21 protein-coding genes are annotated in these 21,445 nt (G+C 67.5%); 10 read left to right on the top strand and 11 right to left on the bottom strand.

Translation table 11 applies throughout. From position 1 onward, the window contains the following. Positions 1 to 44 precede the first annotated feature (44 nt). Positions 45 to 1,832 (top strand): protein kinase domain-containing protein, encoded by a 1,788-nt coding sequence (locus tag ACK5M9_RS16130; protein WP_416894145.1) that lies wholly within the window; start codon positions 45 to 47, stop codon positions 1,830 to 1,832. A gap of 208 nt (positions 1,833 to 2,040) precedes the next feature. Here ACK5M9_RS16130 and ACK5M9_RS16125 read toward each other — a convergent pair whose 3' ends face one another. Together ACK5M9_RS16125 and ACK5M9_RS16120 are read right to left on the bottom strand one after the other, a co-directional pair. Then, positions 2,041 to 3,204: an adenylate/guanylate cyclase domain-containing protein gene (locus ACK5M9_RS16125; RefSeq protein ID WP_416894164.1), complete on the bottom strand. Its 1,164-nt coding sequence runs from the start codon at positions 3,202 to 3,204 to the stop codon at positions 2,041 to 2,043. Between the two features lie 92 nt (positions 3,205 to 3,296). Continuing rightward, positions 3,297 to 4,685, bottom strand: a complete 1,389-nt coding sequence (locus tag ACK5M9_RS16120; protein WP_416894144.1) for an amidase — start codon at positions 4,683 to 4,685, stop codon at positions 3,297 to 3,299. A gap of 69 nt (positions 4,686 to 4,754) precedes the next feature. On the opposite strand from ACK5M9_RS16120, the gene ACK5M9_RS16115 reads away from it, so the two are divergent. Further along, on the top strand, positions 4,755 to 5,183 hold the full coding sequence (locus ACK5M9_RS16115) for an HIT family protein (RefSeq protein ID WP_416894143.1): 429 nt from the start codon (positions 4,755 to 4,757) through the stop codon (positions 5,181 to 5,183). Between the two features lie 93 nt (positions 5,184 to 5,276). Here ACK5M9_RS16115 and ACK5M9_RS16110 read toward each other — a convergent pair whose 3' ends face one another. The 4 genes from ACK5M9_RS16110 to ACK5M9_RS16095 form a co-directional block, all read right to left on the bottom strand. Beyond that, positions 5,277 to 5,435, bottom strand: a complete 159-nt coding sequence (locus ACK5M9_RS16110) for a hypothetical protein (RefSeq protein ID WP_416894142.1) — start codon at positions 5,433 to 5,435, stop codon at positions 5,277 to 5,279. A gap of 78 nt (positions 5,436 to 5,513) precedes the next feature. Next, a complete protein-coding gene (locus ACK5M9_RS16105) occupies positions 5,514 to 6,632 on the bottom strand; it encodes an FAD-binding protein (protein WP_416894163.1) in 1,119 nt (372 codons plus the stop codon). A gap of 2 nt (positions 6,633 to 6,634) precedes the next feature. Further along, positions 6,635 to 7,462, bottom strand: coding sequence for a uracil-DNA glycosylase (locus ACK5M9_RS16100; RefSeq protein ID WP_416894162.1), 828 nt, complete (start codon positions 7,460 to 7,462; stop codon positions 6,635 to 6,637). 185 nt (positions 7,463 to 7,647) lie between these two features. Further along, a complete protein-coding gene (locus ACK5M9_RS16095; RefSeq protein ID WP_416894141.1) occupies positions 7,648 to 8,967 on the bottom strand; it encodes an aminotransferase class I/II-fold pyridoxal phosphate-dependent enzyme in 1,320 nt (439 codons plus the stop codon). A 186-nt stretch (positions 8,968 to 9,153) separates the two neighbouring features. Between ACK5M9_RS16095 and ACK5M9_RS16090 the strand changes: the two genes are divergently transcribed. The 3 genes from ACK5M9_RS16090 (at position 9,154) to ACK5M9_RS16080 (ending at position 12,161) form a co-directional block, all read left to right on the top strand. Continuing rightward, on the top strand, positions 9,154 to 10,059 hold the full coding sequence (locus tag ACK5M9_RS16090) for a Rieske 2Fe-2S domain-containing protein (RefSeq protein WP_416894161.1): 906 nt from the start codon (positions 9,154 to 9,156) through the stop codon (positions 10,057 to 10,059). Then, complete coding sequence (locus tag ACK5M9_RS16085) at positions 10,056 to 10,541, top strand: hemerythrin domain-containing protein (RefSeq protein WP_416894140.1); 486 nt, start codon at positions 10,056 to 10,058, stop codon at positions 10,539 to 10,541. Before ACK5M9_RS16090 ends, ACK5M9_RS16085 begins: the two co-directional genes overlap by 4 nt. Positions 10,542 to 10,793: 252 nt before the next feature. Further along, positions 10,794 to 12,161: an FAD-binding oxidoreductase gene (locus ACK5M9_RS16080; RefSeq protein WP_416894139.1), complete on the top strand. Its 1,368-nt coding sequence runs from the start codon at positions 10,794 to 10,796 to the stop codon at positions 12,159 to 12,161. Positions 12,162 to 12,230: 69 nt separating this feature from the next. On the opposite strand, the gene ACK5M9_RS16075 is transcribed toward ACK5M9_RS16080, so the two are convergent. Both ACK5M9_RS16075 and ACK5M9_RS16070 read right to left on the bottom strand, forming a co-directional pair. Beyond that, complete coding sequence (locus tag ACK5M9_RS16075) at positions 12,231 to 12,617, bottom strand: type II toxin-antitoxin system VapC family toxin (RefSeq protein WP_416894138.1); 387 nt, start codon at positions 12,615 to 12,617, stop codon at positions 12,231 to 12,233. Beyond that, entirely contained in the window at positions 12,614 to 12,877 is a 264-nt protein-coding gene (locus tag ACK5M9_RS16070; protein ID WP_416894137.1) for a hypothetical protein, read from the bottom strand. The genes ACK5M9_RS16075 and ACK5M9_RS16070 overlap by 4 nt, the downstream gene beginning before the upstream one ends. A 125-nt stretch (positions 12,878 to 13,002) precedes the next feature. Between ACK5M9_RS16070 and ACK5M9_RS16065 the strand changes: the two genes are divergently transcribed. Both ACK5M9_RS16065 and ACK5M9_RS16060 read left to right on the top strand, forming a co-directional pair. Next, complete coding sequence (locus ACK5M9_RS16065) at positions 13,003 to 14,256, top strand: cytochrome P450 (protein ID WP_416894136.1); 1,254 nt, start codon at positions 13,003 to 13,005, stop codon at positions 14,254 to 14,256. Beyond that, positions 14,256 to 14,879, top strand: coding sequence for a TetR/AcrR family transcriptional regulator (locus ACK5M9_RS16060; protein ID WP_416894135.1), 624 nt, complete (start codon positions 14,256 to 14,258; stop codon positions 14,877 to 14,879). Before ACK5M9_RS16065 ends, ACK5M9_RS16060 begins: the two co-directional genes overlap by 1 nt. Here the strand turns inward: ACK5M9_RS16060 and ACK5M9_RS16055 are convergent. Next, the gene (locus ACK5M9_RS16055; protein WP_416894134.1) at positions 14,866 to 16,008 is read right to left on the bottom strand and encodes an acyltransferase family protein; all 1,143 of its coding nucleotides are present in this window, start codon (positions 16,006 to 16,008) and stop codon (positions 14,866 to 14,868) included. The two genes, ACK5M9_RS16060 and ACK5M9_RS16055, sit on opposite strands and share 14 nt — an antisense overlap. Beyond that, on the bottom strand, positions 16,005 to 17,744 hold the full coding sequence (locus tag ACK5M9_RS16050; RefSeq protein WP_416894133.1) for a DEAD/DEAH box helicase: 1,740 nt from the start codon (positions 17,742 to 17,744) through the stop codon (positions 16,005 to 16,007). The genes ACK5M9_RS16055 and ACK5M9_RS16050 overlap by 4 nt, the downstream gene beginning before the upstream one ends. 109 nt (positions 17,745 to 17,853) lie before the next feature. On the opposite strand from ACK5M9_RS16050, the gene ACK5M9_RS16045 reads away from it, so the two are divergent. Then, positions 17,854 to 18,471, top strand: a complete 618-nt coding sequence (locus tag ACK5M9_RS16045; RefSeq protein WP_416894132.1) for an LppP/LprE family lipoprotein — start codon at positions 17,854 to 17,856, stop codon at positions 18,469 to 18,471. 92 nt (positions 18,472 to 18,563) lie between these two features. Here ACK5M9_RS16045 and ACK5M9_RS16040 read toward each other — a convergent pair whose 3' ends face one another. Beyond that, entirely contained in the window at positions 18,564 to 20,087 is a 1,524-nt protein-coding gene (locus ACK5M9_RS16040) for a DHA2 family efflux MFS transporter permease subunit (RefSeq protein ID WP_416894160.1), read from the bottom strand. Between the two features lie 191 nt (positions 20,088 to 20,278). Here ACK5M9_RS16040 and ACK5M9_RS16035 point away from each other — a divergent pair, with 191 nt between their 5' ends. Continuing rightward, on the top strand, positions 20,279 to 21,052 hold the full coding sequence (locus ACK5M9_RS16035; protein ID WP_416894131.1) for a hypothetical protein: 774 nt from the start codon (positions 20,279 to 20,281) through the stop codon (positions 21,050 to 21,052). Between the two features lie 178 nt (positions 21,053 to 21,230). Beyond that, positions 21,231 to 21,445, top strand: a 215-nt coding sequence (locus ACK5M9_RS16030) for a 2-oxoglutarate dehydrogenase E1 subunit family protein (protein WP_416894130.1), incomplete at its 3' end; no start/stop codon positions are given.

Below are 21,445 nucleotides of genomic sequence, written 5' to 3'. Positions count from 1 at the left end.
TTGATAGTGTCGGCGGGATTCCGGTTGGTTGAGGAGGATCATCGATGAGCGAGGCGCCCGACTCACGGGCGGGGTCGACATTCGGGCCGTACCGCCTCAAACGGCTGTTGGGACGCGGCGGAATGGGCGAGGTCTACGAGGCCGAACACACCGTCAAGGAATGGACCGTCGCCGTCAAGGTGATGACCACCCAATTCAGCAAGGACCCGGTGTTCCGCGAACGCATGAAACGCGAGGCCCGCATCACCGGACGCCTGCAAGAACCCCACGTCGTCCCGATCCACGACTATGGCGAAATCGACGGCCAGATGTACCTCGAAATGCGCATGATCGAGGGCACCGATCTGGACAACCTCCTCAAACGCCACGGCCCGCTGACCCCACCGCGCGCGGTGGCCATCATCACCCAGATCGCCTCCGCGCTGGACGCCGCCCACGCCGCCGAGGTCACGCACCGCGACGTCAAACCCCCCAACATCCTGGTCACCAAGGACGACTTCGCCTACCTGGTCGACTTCGGGATAGCCAACGCCACCACCGACGAAAAGCTGACCCAGATGGGCACCGCCGTCGGCACCTGGAAATACATGGCGCCGGAACGGTTTTCCAGCGACGAAGTCACCTACCGCGCAGACATCTACTCCTTGGCCTGCGTCCTCTACGAATGCCTCACCGGCACCCCGCCCTACCGCGCCGACAGCGCAACCACTCTGCTGACCGCCCACCTGATGGACCCGGTCCCCCAGGCCAGCGCCGCACGCGCCGGCATCCCCAAAGCCCTGGATGCCGTGATCACCCGCGGCATGGCCAAAAGACCCGAAGACCGCAACCCCAGTGCCGGCGACTTCGCCCGCGCTGCCCACGAGGCACTGAGCATCCCCGACCGCGACCACGCCGACAACATCGTGCGTCGCAGCCAGGAATCCGCCGTACCCCCCGCACCCCAGGCTACCCCCGACCAGACGGTCTCCGCCGGTTCCTGGCCACCCGCCACGCCGACGCCCAACCCGTCAGCGCCCGTATACGGCCAACACCCCTACGGTTCGGGGCCGTTGCCGTCCTATCCCCCGGGCGGCACACCCGCCTGGGCGCCCCAGGCGGGATCCAATCCTCCGAGTGGCCCGACCCCGGCACCGCAGTACTTCCAGGGCGGCGGTGTGGCCGGCGCGCCGCCACAACAACCCGGTGGCCCGGCATCCTGGAACCAGGGCATCCACCCACCGGGGAGGAAGCGCAACCCGTGGCCGATCGTGGCCGGGGCAGCCGCCCTGGCACTGGTCCTGGTCCTCGCCGCCATCGGCGCCTGGTACTTCACCCGGTCCGGTGACAAGGGGATTGCCGCCGGCCCCTCGACATCGGTGCGCACCGCGACACCCCCACCGACGACACCCTCACCGGGCGACGCCCAGCGCCAGCTGATGGCGGCACTGCCGTCGGGCTATCCGTCCGGGGTCTGCACGGCCACGACACCCAAACCGAACAGTGTTTGGACCGGCACCATCGCCATGGTCAGCTGCGGACAGAACACGAATCGGGGCGGCCCGAGCCGGGCGTTCTACGGCTTGTTCGGCGACCTGGCGACGCTGCAACAGGCCTTCGACGACGATATCGCCGCCGTCGAGTTGGCGGACTGTCCCGGGTCGGGGCCGTCTCCGGACAGCTGGCAATACGACCGCGACCCGACTGTGGCCGCCGGCATGGTCGCGTGCGGCATCTATAAGGACCACCCCAACGTGATCTGGACGAACAACAGCAAGCTCACTCTCAGCGACACGTTCGGCGATCCGGTGTCGCTGGCTGACCTGCACGATTGGTGGGCCAAATACGGCTGACCGAACCCGGATGGCACCGCCTGTGCGGGTCGCGCCGATCAGCGTCGGGGAAGACGCGAACGGTTGCAGATGCCGGCGCGCGATGGCCGCGGCCAACAATGCCGATGTCGACGTTCGAGGGGCGTTGGGCGGGGGGCGTTGGCTCGGGGGCAGGGGAACCAACGGCGCGGCCCCGGCACCGGGGTCACCGACCCGCTCGTCGCCAACATCAACCAGGAGCAGTAGGCGCCGCGTCCGCGGGTAGCCGGCGGACCCGGTACAAGGTGGTTTCGTTCTTGATGCCCTTGAGCCGACGCGGACCCACATAGGTCCATTGAAAATCGGCGCCGACACCACCGGCCTGCAACGCATCCCAGACCGATTCAGTGACCAGCACCGCGCCCGGCCGCGCCGCCCCGGTCACCCGGCTGGCCGCATTGACGGTACCGCCGAACCAATCGCCGGCCCGGCTCACCGCCATTCCCGCGGCCACTCCGGCGCGCAGGCGCGGAATGTTGTCTTCGGCGTCAACCGCCTCGACCAGCCTGAGGACGGTGTCCAGCAGGGGGGCGGGATCGGGACAAGCCAGCATCACCGCGTCGCCGATCGTCTTGACGAACCGCACCGGCGGCGCAGTCAGATCCCGCGCGAGATCGGCCAGCCGGCCGGCCAGCCGGCCCAACTCTTCGGCCGACACCATCTCCCCGAGTGGCGTGAACCCGACGAGGTCGGCGAAGCCGACAGCCACCGGGCGGGCACCGGGCATTGCTTTGCCGGCCGCCCGCTCGCCGGCATTGACCGCCTCGGTTTCCATAAGGTGCCGCAACTGCATGAACAACATGTCGTGAACCATCGGGCCCAGCAGTGGGGCGAGCTGCCCCACCAGCACCTTGGACGCCTGGGCGATCTGCAGTTCGGTCACTCCCGGGCGGATGATCGCCGACAGCATTGTGGTGCGCATCACTTCGGCGGTGCGGGAGAGGCCCTCGGACAGTTCCCGCACGACAGCCACCACGTGATCGGGCGGCAATCCCAGATCGAGGAACTTGCGCGCGGAGGCAGCCGCCTCGCCATCGGCGCGCATGTGCACAACGGCATCCGGGTCGTCGACCCTGGCCAGACCCGCGGCGCGCTGCAAACGCTGCAGCAATTCCACCTCCACCCCATGGCTCTCGCTGATCTCCCGGGTGGACACATAGGTGCCGTCATCACCGACCAGATAGCGGGCTGCCAGCAACAGCGGCGGGTTCGTCGCCGCGATCTCCTCGAAGGCGATGCCCTCACCGAGCAGCCAACGCACCAGGTCGGCGCGCTCGGCGCGCTGCGCGCCTTCCAATCCGTCGAGCAGAGGGGCGATATCCTGTGCGTCCCCGTCGGGCTGCCGCTCGTCCACCACACGTCGACACTAGCCGCCGCAGCCGTGGGTCCTGGTGACGACCTCCTCACCGCCACCCGGGCTCGCCAGCTCGGCGCGTGACCCGGTCGTCAGGACACCGGCGGGCGCCGCTGGGCCCACGGCCGGGCAGCTTCGATCTGCGCCGACAGGGAGAGCAACGTCGCCTCGTCGTAGGGGCGGCCGACAAGTTGAACCGACATCGGCAGGCCATCACCGTCGAAGTCCCACGGCACCACGGCGGCAGGCTGGCCGGTCAGATTCCAGACCTGTTGGTAGGGAACCCGTCGAGCGGCCAGCAACAGCGTTGAAACACCGCCGCGCCGTCGGTAGGCACCGATGCGGGACGGCCCGGCCGCCGTACCCGGGGTGATGACGACGTCGACGTCTTCGAAGATCGACTGGATCCGGGCGCTCAGCCTCACCTCGGCCGCACGCAGATCCGCCATCCGCCGGTCGGTGAAGAACGAGCCCAGCCGTGCGATGCCGCGGGTGCGTGCTTCCAGCAGTTCGGGGTGAGCCTGGGCGTCCGCGTCGTCGCAGATGCCGCGCAGGAATCGCGGCACATAATTGGTGTAGAGCGACGCAGGGTAGTGCGGATCTCGCAGAATCACCTCGTGGCCGAGCTCGCGCAACAACGCGCCGGCCCGCTCGACAGCGGCCGATTGCGCCCGGCCCACCCGGACCGGAAACGGCGTTGGAACCTTGGCGCTCAAGGCTATTCGCAGCTTCCCGGGCTGGCGTGCAGCCGCAGCGCAGAACTCCCCTTCCGGACCCGGCATCGTCGTGGTCGCGTCGAGGAACAACGCCGCATCCTGCACCGAGCGGGCGATTGGTCCATTGACACTCAGTCCCTGCCAGGCGTCGTCGTGCGGATCCAACGACACCCGTCCGCGCTGCGGCTTGAGCCCGTACAGGCCGCACCAGGTTGCCGGGATACGGATGGAGCCGCCGCCGTCGGAACCCAGTGCCAGCGCGGCCAGACCTGCCGCAACCGCGGCGGCGCTTCCGCCGCTGCTGCCGCCGGGCGTCCTCCGCGGGTTCCACGGATTGCGGGTGGCCCCGAACGTCAGCGATTCGGTGAACGGCATGATCATCAGCTCGGGCACCGCGGTCTTGCCGAGAATGACCGCCCCCGCTGCACGCAGCCGGCGAACCACCTCGGAGTCGTCGGTCACTGCCGGCCCGTGTGCGCCGCTGCCAAAGGTCGTCGCCTCCCCCGCGACGTCGACGTCGTCCTTGATGGCGATCGGCACGCCCAGAAGTGGATACCGCACACCTTCGTCCAGGAGTTCCTGGGCGATCTGCGCCTCCTCGCGTGCAGCGTCGTAGCGCACCACCCGGTAGCAGCGCAGTTCACTGTCCAGACGTTCGATCCGCTCCAGATAGACCTCGAGGAGTGCGGGGGCTGTGATATCGCCATCGGCCAGCATGCGCGCCTGCACGGCCGCACCGGCGAACGCCAGATCCGTGGGGTCCACTGCCGCAGGGTATCCCGACGCACCCGGTGGTCTCGGGCTGCCACTCCGAGGGTCCAGTACGGTGACGGCATGTCCTGCGTGTTCTGCGCAATCGCGGCCGGCGACGCTCCGGCCGTCGGCATCTACGAGGACGACGGATACCTCGGGTTCCTCGATATCAGGCCGGTGACCCGCGGGCACACACTGGTCATTCCCAAGCAACACACCGTCGACCTGGCCGACACCCCGGCCGATACGCTGGCCGGGATGATCGGCGTCGGCCAACGCATAGCGCTGGCCGCCAAGACCACCGAACTCGCCGACGCGACGAACATCGCGATCAACGACGGCCGCGCCGCCTTCCAGACGGTGTTCCACATCCATCTGCACGTCGTGCCCCGGCGCAACGGAGACAGGCTGTCCCTCGCCAAGGGGCTGGTCCTGCGCCGAGACCCGGATCGCGAAGGTACCGCGCGGATTCTGCGTGACGCGCTGGCTGGGCTCGACGCCTCCGGTTGAGACGGTCGCGGGTGAGCTCGGGGCTTTCACTGTGAGTGCAGGGCGACGGTCTCGCCGCTTCTCCGCCCCTGCTTCACCGTGAAAGCCGTGGGTTCACAATGGAAGCCATACGCTCACAATCAACACCAACGTCAATGCGGTGCGGCTGGCCGGCGACCACCACGGCGACAACAACTGGGAATCTTCAGCGATGAAAGCGATCGCCCGCCGGCCGGGGATCGCCACGGAGACGCCGCGGATGCCGATCGCCATGCCCGATTCACGGCCCGCGGGACAGGCGATCAGTGCCGGCCGAATGGTGGCACACACCGAATATCGCGGTGTTCGGTCCTAGTAGTTCATCAACGTGAACGAGTTCACGATCATCTCGAACTGCTCCTGCGATATCGGCGCGCCACCCGGAACGCTGTCGGTGGCCAGGAACTGGGTGCGCTGCGTATAGGCGTGGAACCGCTTGAAATAGTTGGCGAACCCGAGCCCGTGATCCAGCCGCGCCAGCTTCAGCTCACCCGCCAACACGCAGGCCCCGAGTAGCGCCAGGCTGGTCCCCTGCCCTGCCAGCGGAGAGCAGCAGTACGCGGCGTCCCCCACCAGTGCGACCCGCCCGATCGACCAGTGATCCATCCCGATCTGCGACATTTCGTCGAAGTAGAAATCCGGGGCCGCGCGCATCAATTCGAGCAACTGGGGGCGGACCCAGCCGTCGTCGGCCATCCGCCTCTCCACTTCGGCGAACTGAGCTTCGGTGTCGCGGTAGTCGATTCTCAGCTCGGGATCCATGAACCCCAGCATCGCGCGCGCCTCGGTATTGTGGCGGGCACTGTAGACCCCGGCCATGCCGGCATCGCCATAGTGCCACCGCTGCCAGTGGTCCAACCCCAGGAAATTGGGGACAGTGAAGATCGCCGCAAACGTACCGAGCCGCTTGATGAATCGCTCCTCGGGGCCGAACACCAGCTGGCGCACGTTCGAATGCAGGCCATCGGCGCCGATCACCAGGGCGAAACTGCGCTCGGCCGCGTTGCGGAACCTCACGTCGACGCCCGGGCCCGCGTTGTCCAGCGACACAATCGTGTCATCGAAGAAGAATTCAGTCGTCGATTCTATTGCACCATAGAGTAATTCGATCAAGTCATCACGCAGCAACTCGATGTCCGGGTTCTCGATCGGACCGCCGGTCGGCGTGGATTCGGTGTCGGCTGACAGTTCGTTTCCGTCGCGGTCGACGACGCTGGAGCCCCGGATTCCGGTCCGGCGTTCCTCCGCGGCGGCCCGCAGGCCCATGCGGTCGAGGACTTCCAGTGCCGGGCCGCGCACGTCGATCGCTTGGCCCCCCGGCCGCAGCCCGGAATGGCTTTCCACCACCGTAACCGCATAGCCGTTGCGCCCGAGCCAATATGCCGCGGTGAGCCCGGCGACACTGGCCCCGGAAACCAGAACCGACTCCACCATTATTTGATCCCCGCCAGCTTCTTTGCGTCTACGAAGACGTCATCGAGCATTGCCGGAGTCAACCTACCGGTAAACATGTTCTGCTGGCTCGGGTGGTAACAGCCCAGCACCCGCACACCCGATGGGTGTTCGGCGGCGACGCCGTGCCCGAACCGCGGTCTGGGTTTTCCGGCGTCGCCGGGCAGTCGCAACGCGATCTGCCAAGCGAACCCACCCAGCGCGACGATCACCCGCACATGAGCGGCCACCAGACGCCATTCCGCAGCCAGCCAGGGCGCGCAGGTGTCGCGCTCAGCCGGGGTCGGAGCGTTTGCCGGCGGGGCACATCGCACGGGTGCGACAATGCGAACCTTGCTGGTCTGCAACCCATCCGCGGCATCAACACTCGTCGGCTGGTTTACCAGCCCGGCCCGGTAAAGCGCCGCGTAGAGCTGGTCGCCCGACCGGTCGCCGGTGAACATCCGGCCCGTTCGGTTGGCACCGTGCGCGGCAGGCGCCAGGCCGACGATCAGCAGCCGCGGCCGCTGCGCTCCCCAGCCCGGCACCGGGCGTCCCCAATACGGCTGATCGGCGAACGCACGCCGCTTCACCGCGGCCACTTCCTCGCGCCAGTCGACCAGCCGCGGACACGCCCGGCAGACGCTTATCGCCGCGTCCAAGCCCGGGATCGAGGCTGCCCCGGTCGCCAGGTTGAGGACGTCGGCGGCATCGGCAGCGGTCGGGGTCTGCGCCGTGGCGTGATCGTCCGGCCAACCCGAGCCGGGAGCAACGGGCGAGCTGAAGCCCTGGCCGGTCCTGGGGTGGGGATGCACAACTCCATGGTGCATGCCCGTGCTGCCGATCATGGCCACCGGGGTGTAGCCAGCCACCCCGCCGAGCGCCACCCCGCCGAACGTGACGCCACAGTCCCAGACGCCACCGAGAATGACTGTGGCGTCACGTTCGGCGGGGTAGCGGGGGTGGCTGGGGTGGCTGGGGTGGCGGGGGTGGCTGGGGTGGCGGGGGTGGCCGGCTAATCGCCCATCGCCTGTGCGAGTTCGGCGGCGAAGTCCGACGCCATGTCCTCGTCGAGGGTCGCCGAGGTGACGCGAATGCCATGCCGGGGATGCGCCGGGTCGACAACAAAGATATCGCCCGGCTGCACCGCCCAACCCGCGGCCGACAGGTGGGACACGGTCGCGGCTACCGATTCCGCATCGGGCAGCGGAACCCAGAGGTTCACGCCGTCGGGTCTGCCCAATGGGGTAATACCATGTTGGGCAAGAGCTTTCACTAGATTTCTACTTCGGAGAGCATAGGCTTCGCGGGCCCGCTCGAGCTGATTCGCCACGGCACGGTCGTTCAGCAGTTGAGCGGTCGCAGACTGCAGCAGGTGGCTCACCCAGGTCTTGCCCGCACGTAGCCTGGCTCCCAGGATCTGCGCCGTGCACTCGTTGGTGGCGACCAGCGCAACGCGGATATCGGGGCCCAGAATCTTGCCGACCGATCGCACGAGCGCCCAGTTGTGGGTCGACGGCGGAGTCACCCCGCAATACGGGGCCGCTGACACCAGTGAGAAGTAGTCATCTTCGATCACCAGAACTTCCGGATGGGCTGCCAGCACCCGGCGCAACTGCGCGGCCCGCCGGTCATCGATGGACACCCCGGTCGGGTTGTGGGCCCGGGGTGTGACGATGATCGCCCGCGCACCGCGGTCGACGATGGCGCTGCGCAGGCCGGCCGCCGTTATTCCGCGCTCGTCGACCGCGATCGGGATCCGGTGGTAGCCGTTGAGGCGTACGGTGCCGATGCTGCACAGAAAGCACGGGTCCTCGACAGCGACTACGTCCCCGCGGGTGAGGTGCGCGTTCAACACCCGCTCAACGGCGTCGACCGCGCCGTGGGTGACCACCATCTGCCAATCACGTTGCCGAGCAGTCAGATCCTCGGTGAACATGGGGGTTGCGACTTCCAGCAAAGACTCATCGATGGCTGGCGAACCGTAGAGCGCCGCCTGATAGCGCACCCGCCCGATTACCTCGACGAGGCTGGGCAGGAACTGCGGATCAGGATTTCCACTGGCAAGATCGACGAGCTCGGGCGGCGGCAGCCGCACGGTAGCCACATCCGGCACGCCAGCGACCGACGTTCCTCGCCGCCCCCCGGACTCTACGATCCCACCGGCGATGAGCTGGCGATACGCTGCGGCAACCGTATTGCGATTGACCCCCAGCCGGCTGGCAAGCACCCGGATCGGGGGTAGAACCTCACCCGGGTTCAGGTCTCCGCGCGACACCTGAGTGCGGACACAGGCCGCGATCTCGATGGCTGTGGAACCGGTTATCGGGGTCACGGGAATGAATCTACCGCCCCACCCGGTCTTCCACCTTTTGTCCTATGGCAAAATTTTGTCCTATGACTTACCGCTGTTATGTTCGTCGGGTCCCCAGCTCCGACACGTTGGAAACCGCTGATTTCCGGTGAGGATTGCCGCACGATGGTCGACCAGCTACAACCGCTGAAGCACACGCCGCACTCAATGGGCGAACAAGCGCTCGCCCTCATCGGTCGTCAGGAATGGCTCGACCGACCCAGCTACCGGTTCGAGAACATCCTCAGCTTTGTTTTCAATGCGTTCGGCAGGGCACGCAACCGGATCACCAACATTCTCAACGGGGTATGGCTCGGGCACCCCGCGCACCCACCTCTGGCTTCCCTGGCCAGCGGCGCCATCGGAACAACCGTCGCCCTCGATGTTCTGCACGCACTACCGCGGCGGCCCGCCACCGAAAGGCTCGACGCCGAGCGCTTTGCTCAGCGCGCCCTGGCCATCGGGATTGCCGCCAATCTCGGTTCCGCGGTCACCGGAGTCACCGACTGGCAGCACACCCACGAGGAGAACCGGCGGGTCGGGTTGGTGCACGGCCTGCTCAACCTGCTGGCCACCGTGCTCTATATCTCCTCCTGGCTGGACCGTCGCCGCGGCCGCCAACTACGGGGAGTGGCGACCAGCGCAATCGGATACGCCATCGCCGCGGGCAGCGGATATCTCGGCGGCGCGCTGGTCTTCGGCGCCGGCATCGGCATCGACCAATCCGGGCCCAGGCTGCAAACCCAAGAGTGGACTCCGGTGCTGCCCGAGGAATCACTGAAGGAAGGCGAACTGACCCGCGTCGAGGTCGACGGCGTCGGACTGGTCGTCTGCCGCAGCGGCGATCAGGTGTCGGCCGTCGGCGAATTCTGCCCTCACCTGGCGGCACCCATGGCAGACGGCTGGCTCGACCGGGGCCGCATCGTATGCCCATGGCACGGTTCGCAATTCGACACCAAGTCGGGCCGAGTGGTTCGCGGTCCGGCCGCGGCACCACTTCCCTGCTACCAGACCAGGCTGAACAGCGGCATGGTCGAGTTGCGCGGCACACACGACGGAGGCATCCACCGATGAACGCGTACGACGTCCTGACCGACCATCACAATATGCTGCGCGGGCTCGGAAAACGCATGCTTACCGCGCCCGCCGGAACACCCGAGCGGCAGCGTTGCCTCGATGAGCTGCTGATCGAATTCGACATCCACATGCGCATCGAAGACGACCTGTACTACCCGGCCATGGCCGAGGCCACCCGGCTGATCGCGATCGCGCACGCCGAGCACCGGCAGATCTACGACCAGTTGGCTGTGGCGCTGCGGACATCACCGAAATCGGCCGACTACGACGCCGAATGGAAATCATTCATCACCGTGCTCGAGGCGCACGCCGACGAGGAGGAACGCGACCTCGTCCCGCCCCCCGCCCCGGTCGATCTTAGCGACGAGGAGCTGGAGACGCTCGGCCGCGACATGGCCGAGCGGATGCAACTGCTCCGCGAGTCGCGCCTTGAGAAGTTCCACGTCAAGGCGCGGTCCACCCTGCTGAGCAGGTTCTGACCCGGGCCCTCGCCCCCGCCGGCTGCGCCCCCCGCCGCCTGCGCTCCACCACCCCCCAGCCTGCCGAGCGGAACGCCACAGTCACCGACACCGCCGAACGTGACTGCGCAGTCACGGTGGACGCCTCCGGCGGGGCTTGAGGTGCGCCTGCGTCCCGCCGCTGCTCACCGAGCGGGACTGCACAGCCATGCTCCGCGCGAGGCACGACGCAGGTCGCGCGGCGGCACCCCGCAGCGCCGTAGCATCGACCCCGTGGATTCCGATGTGCTGGCTGGCCTGATCGACGGCCTACCCGAAGGCGTGGTGATCACCGATCCGGAGATCACCGGCGGCTACCGACAGGACCGCGCCTTCGACCCGGCGGCGGGCAAACCGCTGGCCGTGGTCCGGCCCAGACGCACCGATGAGGTGCAAACCGCCCTACGCTGGGCCGCCGCCCACCGGGTGCCGGTGGTGACCCGCGGGGCCGGCAGCGGCCTGTCCGGCGGGGCAACAGCCGTGGACGGCGGGATCGTGCTGTCGACGGAGAAGATGCGCGACATCACCATCGACCCGGTGACCCGCACCGCCGTCTGCCAACCGGGCCTGTTCAACGCCGAGGTTAAGAAGGCCGCCGCCGAACACGGGCTCTGGTACCCGCCCGATCCGTCGTCGTTCGAGATCTGCAGCATCGGCGGCAACATCGCCACCAACGCCGGTGGATTGTGCTGTGTGAAGTACGGCGTCACCACCGATTACGTACTCGGTATGCAGGTGGTACTGGCCGACGGCACCGCGGTGCACCTGGGAGGGCCGCGCCTGAAGGACGTGGCGGGGCTGAGTCTGACGAAGCTGTTCGTCGGCAGCGAGGGAACGTTGGGCGTGGTCACCGAAGTGACGCTGCGGCTGCTGCCGGCGCAGAATGCATCGAGCGTGGTGGTGGCCAGTTTTTCATCGCTGGATGACGCCGTGGCGGCCGTGCTCGGGGTCAGCGGGCGGCTGCGCCCGTCGATGCTGGAGTTCATGGACTCGGTGGCCATCAACGCCGTCGAGGACACCCTGCACATGGACCTCAACCGGGATGCGGCCGCGATGCTGGTGGCGGCCTCCGATGAACGTGGAGCCGCGGGGGCCCAGGACGCCGGGACCATGGCCGCGGTGTTCGCCGAACACAATGCGACGGAAGTATTCTCCACCGACGATCCCGACGAAGGCGAAGCGTTCGTCGCCGCGCGGCGGTTCGCCATCCCCGCCGTCGAGTCGAAGGGGTCACTGCTGCTGGAGGATGTCGGCGTGCCACTGCCCGCACTGGGAGATCTGGTCACCGGAATCGCCCGGATCGCCGACGAGCGGGAAATGATGATCTCGGTGATCGCCCACGCCGGCGACGGCAACACACACCCACTGCTGGTGTTCGACCCCGCCGACGCCGCGATGGCAGAGCGGGCGCAGCTCGCCTATGGCGAAATCATGGATCTGGCAGTCGGATTGGGAGGCACCATCACCGGCGAGCACGGCGTCGGCCGGTTGAAGCGACCCTGGCTGGCCGACTATCTGGGCCCCGAGGTGATGGATCTCAACCGGCGGATCAAGCAGGCGTTGGACCCGCTGGGCATACTCAATCCCGGGTCGGGGATCTGAAGCAATCGCCTAGGGCCGCACCACCGGGCTGCCCCGATTGCACGGCCCTGCGCACGCGGGCGGACGCGCTCAGGGCCGCACCGCCGGGATGCCCCGCTGCCGGGCCAGCGCGGCCAACCGCCGGTCGAACGTCGCGATACCGGCACGGTGAGCCTCGGCAGCCAGCAGGACGCAGCAGTCCGGCATCTTCAGCCCCGTCTCGGCACGCAGCCGGGCCAGCGGAACCGAGGTCTCATCGGGGAACGACAGCTCACGAACTTCCAGCGCGGCCAGCGCAGCGACCACTGTGTCCAACCGGCCGTCGCGAACCGGTGCGACGAGTACTTCGGCCAATGTCAGGGGGTTGACGGCGAGTTCTTCGTCAACCGCGTCGGCAATGAACTCTTCGGCCGCCCCATGGTGGGCGTCATCGCCGGCCAGAAACGCGATGAGCACACTCGCGTCGAGAACGATCACTGCGGCCAGTCTTCGCGCAGATCTTTCAGATAGGCCCGGCCGTAGACCCCGGCAAGAGAGCCGCTGTAAGCGCGGACAGCGGCCAGCCTGCGGCTGCGGCGTTCCTCACGGGTCCGCTCCGCGGCGCGATGACCTTCGAGGGCCAGACGCACCAGCAGTTGCGGGCGGCTCAGGTCCGGCCACCGCGTTGCAGCGGTGTCCAGTGCCCGGGCCAGATCATCGGTCTCGGTGACGAAATGGCGTGGCCGCGTCGTTGGCATGCACGGAGTGTATCACCGATGAAATATGGTGCTACACCTGTGTGTCCAAGTCACCCGCGCGTCCGGCACCCGCGCCCCCACCACTGCCTATTGACATATCAATATCATTGTCGTATCTATACGACATGACAGCATTATTGTCTCATCAGAACACCGGCGATGCCCCCGCGAAGTTCGAGCTGTGCACCGCCGAGACCTGGCCGAACCCGTGGCCGATGTACCGGGCGCTGCGCGACCACGACCCCGTGCACCATGTCGTCCCACCGTCCCAGCCCGATCACGACTACTACGTGCTGTCCCGGCACGCCGACATCTGGGCTGCGGCCCGCGACCACGAGACGTTCTCCTCCGCCCAGGGCCTGACGGTCAACTACGGCGACCTGGAAATGATCGGGTTGCAGGACAACCCGCCGATGGTGATGCAGGATCCACCGGGGCACACCGAGTTCCGCAAGCTGGTGTCGCGGGGGTTCACCCCGCGCCAGGTCGAGGCCGTCGAACCCAAGGTGCGCGAGTTCGTCGTCGAAAGGGTTGAGAAAATCCGCGCCGACGGCGGCGGCGACATCGTCGCCGAACTGTTCAAGCCGTTGCCCTCGATGGTGGTTGCCCACTATCTCGGTGTGCCCGAAGAGGATTGGGCGCAGTTCGACGGCTGGACGCAGGCCATCGTTGCGGCCAACACCGCCGATGGCGGCATCGCCGCTTCGCTGGAGACGGTCGGCGACGCGGTGGCGACGATGATGGGCTACTTCACCGACCTGATCGAGCGGAGGCGCAGCCAACCCGGGGACGACACCATCTCGCACCTGGTGGCGGCCGGGGTCGGCGCCCACGGAGATGTCGCCGGTGTGCTGAGCATCCTGGGCTTCACCTTCACCATGGTCACCGGCGGCAACGACACCACGACCGGGATGCTCGGCGGTTCGATGCCGCTGCTGTACCGGCGGCCCGATCAGCGCCAACTGCTGGTCGATGATCCCGGACTCATTCCCGACGCCGTCGACGAACTCCTGCGGCTGACCTCACCGGTGCAGGGCCTGGCCCGCACGGTCACCCGCGACGTGACGATCGAGGGCACCACGATCCCGACGGGGCGCCGGACGCTGCTGCTTTACGCCTCGGCCAACCACGATGAGCGCCAATACGGCCCGGACGCCGGCGAACTCGACGTCAAACGCCGGCCACGGAACATCATGACGTTCAGCCACGGTGCACACCACTGCCTGGGATCGGCGGCGGCACGCATGCAATCGCGGGTCGCATTGACCGAACTACTGCGCCGCTGCCCGGATTTCGATGTGGACGAGGCGGGCATCGTGTGGTCGGGCGGCAACTACGTCCGACGCCCGCTGTCGGTGCCGATTCGGGTCACCGCCTGATGCCGCGCGGTAGCGGCGGCCGCGACTGGCTGGCCGAGCGCCGCACCGAAATCGCGGCAGACCGCATTCTCGACGCCGCCGGCGCGCTGTTTGCCGACCGGGACCCGACAGCCATCGGCATGAATGAAATCGCCAGGGCCGCAGGCTGTTCCCGTGCCACCCTGTACCGATACTTCGACAGCCGTGAAGCGTTGCGCACCGCGTTCGTACACCGCGAGGCCCGCCGGCTCGGCAAGGAGATCCTCTCCGGGATCGAGGGTATCGCCGACCCCGCCGACCGGTTGATCGCTGGCATCCTCACCTCGTTGCGGGCGGTTCGCGAAAATCCCGCGCTGGCCGCGTGGTTCGGGTCCACCCGACTGCCGATCGGAGGCGAACTGGCGGCTCAATCGGAGGTGATCACCGCCCTGGCCGCCGGATTTCTCAGCACGGTCAAACGTGATCTGCCACCGGTCCCCGACCAGATGGCGGGGCACACCGACCCGGCCGCCCTGCAGCGACACGCACGCTGGACGGTCCGGGTGATCGTCTCGCTGCTGATGTTCCCCGGCACCAGCGACGCCGACGAACAGGCCCTGATCGCGGAGTTCGTCGCACCGGTGCTGACACTCAGCCGGACCTGACCCTGGTGCACCGGTTCAGCAACCAGGCCAGCGGGATCGTCACCGCCACCGTCACGACAAAAAGGTTCAGCATCGGGCCGGTGTAGACATGGGCGCGAACGATGTAAACCATGGCGAACTCCATGGTCACCAGGTGGATCAGGAAAATCTCGTAGGAGATCTCACCGAGCCACACCATCGGCCGGCTGGCCAGGAACGCCGAATACCACCCCTGGTCGCCCAGCGCCAGCGGAGCCACCGCCAGCGTGGCGATCACGGTGTAGAAGACCGTCTTCCACAGCGCCTCGGGCAGCGATGCGGGCGAGGTGGTCGGCGCACCCGCGATCGGGGTGGCGACGATGAAATAGCAGATGACCGCCAGCGGGATGGCCGCGAAGGCGTAGCACCGCACCCCCATTCGCTGCAGGACCGTCAGCAGCATGCCCCCGAGAAACCAGGCCAGATACGTCGGCAACCACAACCGGGCGCCGTCGGGAAACCGGTGGTCGGCGTGTACCAGTGTCAACCAGCCCGGGCTGATCAGCATCAACGCGACGATGGCCGCCACCAGTAGCTTCGGCTGCCAGCGGCGCCGGCACAATTTCACCAGCAGCAGGTAGGCCAGTATCGGGAGCAGAACATAGAACGACGCCTCCACGGCCAGGCTCCACATTTGGGTCAGCCCCTGATGCAGATATTTGCCGAGGTAGCCCTCGGTGTAGATCTGGGTGAGCGTGAGATTTCGGACCAACCCCACCCAGCTGTGCCCCGGGTTGGGCCCGGCATCCCGGAAGTGGTACAGCAGGTAGGCGAGCAGCACGGTCACCACGTAGGCCGGCATGATCCGCCGGACCCGGTGCCGGGCATACCGGTTCAGCGACGGCGGCGGTCCGCCCGTCGCCGCCGATTTCACCCACGGCCGAAACAGCAGGAAACCCGACAGCACGAAGAAGATGGGAACGCCGATCTCCATCCTGGCGCCGGCCATACCCCAGTAGCCGTGGGTGTACTTACCGGTGGTGTAGGCGGCGTGGGTGCCCACCACCAGCAGCGCGGCCAGTGCACGGACACCGGTCAGCGATGCGACCCGATCCACGTGGGAAACCTGCTCGAGCCCCCCCTGGTCCTCTTGCTCCTCGGAGAGGGTCATGTGGCGCGTTTGCCTCGCGGTTTGCCGCGCTTTTTCGAGGTCGCGTGCTGCCCGGACTTCTCGGGTGCGCGCTGCGGCCGGAGGTCGATCAGCACACCCGAGATCCGCGTCTTCTCCAGCTTCTTGAGGGTGGCGCGGGGCAGCTTGGCCGGCAGCTCCACCAACGAATGGTCCACCGCGATGGTGATGTGCCCGAAGTCGCTCCGGTGCAGGCCGCCTTCGTTGGCAATGGCCCCCACGATCGCGCCGGGGCCGACTCGGTGCCGCTTGCCAACCGAGATACGGTAGGCGATCAACGCCTGGTTGCGCTTCGTCTTGTCGAAGGGCTTCGTTTTGTCGAAGGGCTTCGTCTTGTCAGCGGAATTCCCGGGCCGCTCCCGGCGCTCCCGGCGGGATTCCGGCGGCGGATCGGGCTCCAGCAGGAATGCCTCACCGTCGCGGGACTGCAACGCCAGCGCCGCGGCGATCTCTGCCATCGGGACGTCGTGCTCGCGCTGGTAATCCTCAACCAGCCTGCGGAACAATTCGATGCCGCGCTGCGCGAGCGCGTCGGTGATCGAGTCGGCGAACTTGGTCACCCGCGAGGCGTTGACATCCTCGACCGTAGGAAGCTGAGCTTCGGTCAAAGTTTGCCGGGTGGCTTTCTCGATCGCCTTGAGCAGGTGTCGCTCGCGCGGGGAGACGAACAGCAGGGCTGCTCCTTGGCGGCCGGCCCGGCCGGTGCGGCCGATCCGGTGGACATAGGACTCGGTGTCGTGCGGGATGTCGTAGTTCAGCACGTGCGTTATCCGCTCGACGTCCAGGCCCCGGGCGGCCACATCGGTGGCGACCAGGATGTCGATGCCGCCGTCCCTGAGTGCGGCGATGGTCCGCTCCCGCTGACCCTGGGGAACGTCGCCGTTGATGGCCGCTGCAGCGAAACCGCGGGCCCGCAACCGCTCGGCCACCTGCTCGGTGGCCTGCTTGGTGCGCACGAACACGATCATCGCCTCGAACGGCTCGACCTCGAGGACCCGCGTCAGTGCATCCATCTTGCGGGGTCCTGCCACCTGGATGTACCGCTGCGAAATATTCTCGGCGGTAGCGGTTTTCGCTTTCGAGGTGACTTCCAGCGGATCGTGCAGATACTTGGCGGTGATCTTGCGGATAGCCAGCGGCATGGTCGCGGAGAACAGTGCGACCTGCTTGTACTCCGGAGTTTCGGCCAGGATGCGGTCCACATCCTCGGCGAACCCCATGGCGAGCATCTCGTCGGCCTCGTCGAGCACCAGGTAGTCGACCCGGGACAAGTCCAGCGTGCCGCGCTCCAGGTGGTCGATCACCCGGCCCGGAGTACCGACCACCACCTGCGCGCCCCGCTTCAACCCGGCCAGCTGAACGGAGTAGGACGAACCCCCGTAGACGGGCAGCACGTTGAGCTGCCGCAGGTGGGCGCCGTACCGGCCGAACGCCTCGGACACCTGCAATGCCAGCTCGCGGGTGGGCGCCAGCACCAGCGCCTGGGTTGCTTTGCTGGCGGTGTCGATCCTGGACAGTATCGGGATGGCGAAAGCGGCGGTCTTACCGGTGCCGGTCTGGGCCAGGCCGACCACGTCGGTACCGGCCAGCAGGGCCGGGATGGTCGCGGCCTGAATGCCCGTCGGCGACTCGTAGCCGACGTCTCCGACCGCCCGCAGCACCGAAGGGTGAATCTGCAGTTCGGCAAAGGTTTCCGGGAGGGACTCGGCAGCGGTCATCGCCCTGGAAGCTTAGCTGTGCAGCGACGGGTCTTCGCCACGGCGCCCGGGCTCCGACACGCCGATGCGGCCGGCCACTGCCGCACGCACGCGAGCCGATAGCGGTACCGTGCCCGATGTGTGGTGGCTTCCCGATCGTGCGGCACCACTGGCGGCGGCTTCCGCGGTGGTGCTGGCGGCCGCCGTGGCCGGATGTGGTTCGGGGGATTCGACAGTGGCCATCACCCCGCAGGCCCCGCAGCCGACGACGCCCCCGACCATCGGCGCCCCGGATCCCACGGCTCCACCACCAGCTGCGTCCACTTCACCCACCAGCGGCGATGCTCCCGCAGACCCGTGCGCGGTCAACCTCGGCTCGCCCACGATCGCCAAAGCCGTCTCGGAGCTGCCGCACGATCCGCGCAGCCAGCAGCCCTGGAACCCCGAGCCGCTGGCGGGCAACTACAACGAATGCGCCCAGCTGTCCACGGTGATCGTCAAGGCCAACACCAATTCCGAGAGCCCCAACACCCGTGCGGTCATGTTTCACCTGGGCAAGTACATCCCCCGGGGGGTGCCCGACACGTACGGCTTCACCGGCATCGACACTTCGCAATGCACCGGTGACACGGTGGCGTTGACCTACTCCAACGGCCTGGGGCTCGGCGCCGCGGTGAAGTTCCATTGGAACGGCAGGTCCGTCGAAGTGATCGGCAACGCGACCGGCGGCGCAGGAGCGGGCCGCTGACCGTCGATGCCGGTACCTTCGGCGGCGTGGGCGGTCGATAGCGATCGGGCTGTCCCGACTCCTCTCCCGGCTGCGCTCCCGTCGTCCCCCTCCTACGGTTCCCGGCGAAGGAGGTATTCGACGTAGTGGTCGTCGCCATCCAGATAATCGCCGTCGTCCGGGAGTTCATGGTCGGGGTCCTTGCCCGACGGGGTGCCCGCACCGAAACGCCATCTATCGCGCACCGCATCCAGCGCCCCGGTCAACGACAGCGTCGCAATGATCCCGAACAGCCCGATGAACGCGGGCAGCAACATCGACTGCGACATGGCGGCCGAGAACGGCTCGCGCAGGAATCCCGGCAACTGCAATGTGCCGCCGTCTTCGGAGTAGTCGGCGGCCTCGTACCAGCCAGGCATCTCGGCGGCGATCCGCCACGTCATGAAGGCGGCCATGCCCGCACTGCCCAGCACCGCGCCGAACTGGCGGGTGGCGTTGTACGCCCCCGAACCCGCCCCGGCCTGATGGGTGGGCAGGTTGTGCGTCGCGGCAGCGGCCAGCGGCGACCAGACGAACGCGTTGGCGATACCCAGCAGGATGAGCGGCAGCACCAGCCGCCAGATCGGTGTAGCCGGCGTCAGGTCGATAGCCATCCAGGTCAGCGAGATCGCCAGCGCGGAGAAGCCGAAGCCGAGCAGCGGCACCGGATGCATCCTGTCGATGACGGCACCGACGACCGGCGCCAGGACGCCGTTGAAGATCGCCATCGGCGCGATCAGCAACGCGGTACGCGTCGGCGACAGACCGCATGCCGACTGGGCGTAGAACGCCAGCGGCAGCATCATTGCCGTCGACGCGAACGAGATTATGGCGACACCGACACTGCTCACGCTGAAGTCACGGTCGGTGAAGATTCCCAGCGGGATCAGCGGTGCGTGATGGTTGACCGACTGCCACCAGACGAACGCCGTCATGAATCCGGCGCCGGCGACCAAGACCGCCCAGATCCACGGAGCCCAGCCGGCCCCTTCGCCTTCCTGCAGTCCGAAAACCAGCAGAAACATCCCGGCACCGGACAACGCGACGCCGATCAGATCGAATTCCTGCAGATGGACCGGCAGCTCCGGAACCAGCCAGAGCGCCAGGGCCACGGCCAGCACCCCCACCGGAACGTTGATGAAGAAGATCCACTGCCAGCCCAGGGCGTCAACCAGAACCCCGCCCACCAGCGGACCGATCAGACTGGCCAACCCGGCAGTCGCCCCCCACATGCTCATCGCGGCCCCGCGACGGTCCGCGGGGAAAATGCGGGTGATCGTCGACAACGTCTGTGGGGTGAGCACTCCCGCCCCGACGCCCTGCACGACCCGGGCCGCGATCAGCATGCCGGCCGTGCCGGACAGGCCGCACCACACCGATGCCGCGGTGAAGGTCACCAACCCGATCAGGTACATGTTCTTCGGGCCGAACCGGTCTCCCAGCCGCCCGGCGACCAGCAGCACCACGACGTATCCCAACAGGTAGGCGCTGGTCACCCAGACCACGGTGTCATAGCCGATTCGCAGGTCGGCCATGATCGTCGGGTTGGCGATGGTGACGATGGTCGAGTCGACCATGATCATGAAGAAGCCGAGCATCAGCGCCCCCAGCGCCGCCCACGGATGCCCGGATATCCCGTTCCCAGCCACCCTGCTCCTCGCCGTACTCAACGCCTGGCACCTCGTTTCGAATCCCGCCCGCATTATCCCCGCTGCGTTCGAGCACGCCGGACCGGACCATTTCCCCGCAGACGCTAGCCTGGGTGAACTCCCTTGCAGAGAGAGGCACCATGAGCGCTGGCGAAGACACATCGGTAACGGCCCTCCCGCCCGAGGACCACAAACTCCCCGAGGGCCGGCCGAAGCTGACCACCCGGACATTGGCCCAGATCATCGAACGCAGCACACACGTCCAGGGGCCGGCAGCCGAGGCCTACGTGGGGAAGCTGCGTCGCTCGTTCCCCGGAGCCGACCCGGCCGAGATCGTGGGCAAGCTGGAGAAGCACTTCCTGTCGGTGGTGATGGCCAGTGGCGCGGCCGTGGGCGCGTCCGCCACCCTGCCCGGGGTCGGCACCCTGGCAGCGTTGTCGGCTACCGCCGGAGAAACCGCATTCTTCATTGAGGCGACGGCCCTGTTCGTACTGGCGGTCGCCGCGGTCCACAACATCCCGCTCGACGAGCGCGAGCGCCGGCGCGCCCTGGTGCTGGCCGTACTGGTGGGCGACAACAGCAAGACAGCGGTCTCGGAGTTGTTCGGCAACGGTCGCACCAGCGGCAGCTGGGTATCGGAGAGCCTGGCCACGCTGCCGCTGCCCGCCCTGTCAAAGCTGAACACCAGGATGCTCAAGTACGTCGTCAAACGAGTCACGCTCAGGCGGAGCGCGCTGATGTTGGGCAGGGCGCTGCCGGTGGGTATCGGCGCGATCGTCGGTGGAGTCGGCAACCGGATGATGGGCAAGAAATTGGTACGCAATGCGCAGGCGGCATTCGGTCCAGCGCCCGAACACTGGCCGGGAACGCTGCACCTGCTGCCGCCGGTTCCCGACGCGAGCCAAAGCGAGTAGCCCTGACGTCTGGCTAATTGCGGGCAAAGCGCTAGCCTTTATGGGTCTAACACGCCGGCCGGCGCAAGCCGACCGCCCGGGGTGTGGGACGCCCAGCTCGGGTCAACGGTTCCGCTCGATCTAAGCGATAGTGCGTGCAGGACTGACGACTAGACAAGAATCGAGGCGAACAGCGGCCGTGGCCAACATTAGTTCACCATTCGGGCAAAACGAGTGGCTGGTCGAGGAGATGTACCGTAAGTTCCGTGACGACCCCTCCTCGGTCGACCCCACCTGGCATGAATTCCTGACCGATTACAACCCCGAGCCGGTTCCCGGCGGCCCGGTTCCGGCGGACGGCGCCGCCTCAGCCGCTCCGGCCCCGCCGGCCGCCCCACCCGCCCCGGCCGCCCC

Source organism: Mycobacterium sp. (genome assembly GCF_047975165.1).
Taxonomy (GTDB): Bacteria; Actinomycetota; Actinomycetes; order Mycobacteriales; family Mycobacteriaceae; genus Mycobacterium.
This window is presented reverse-complemented; position numbering and strand designations above follow the sequence as displayed.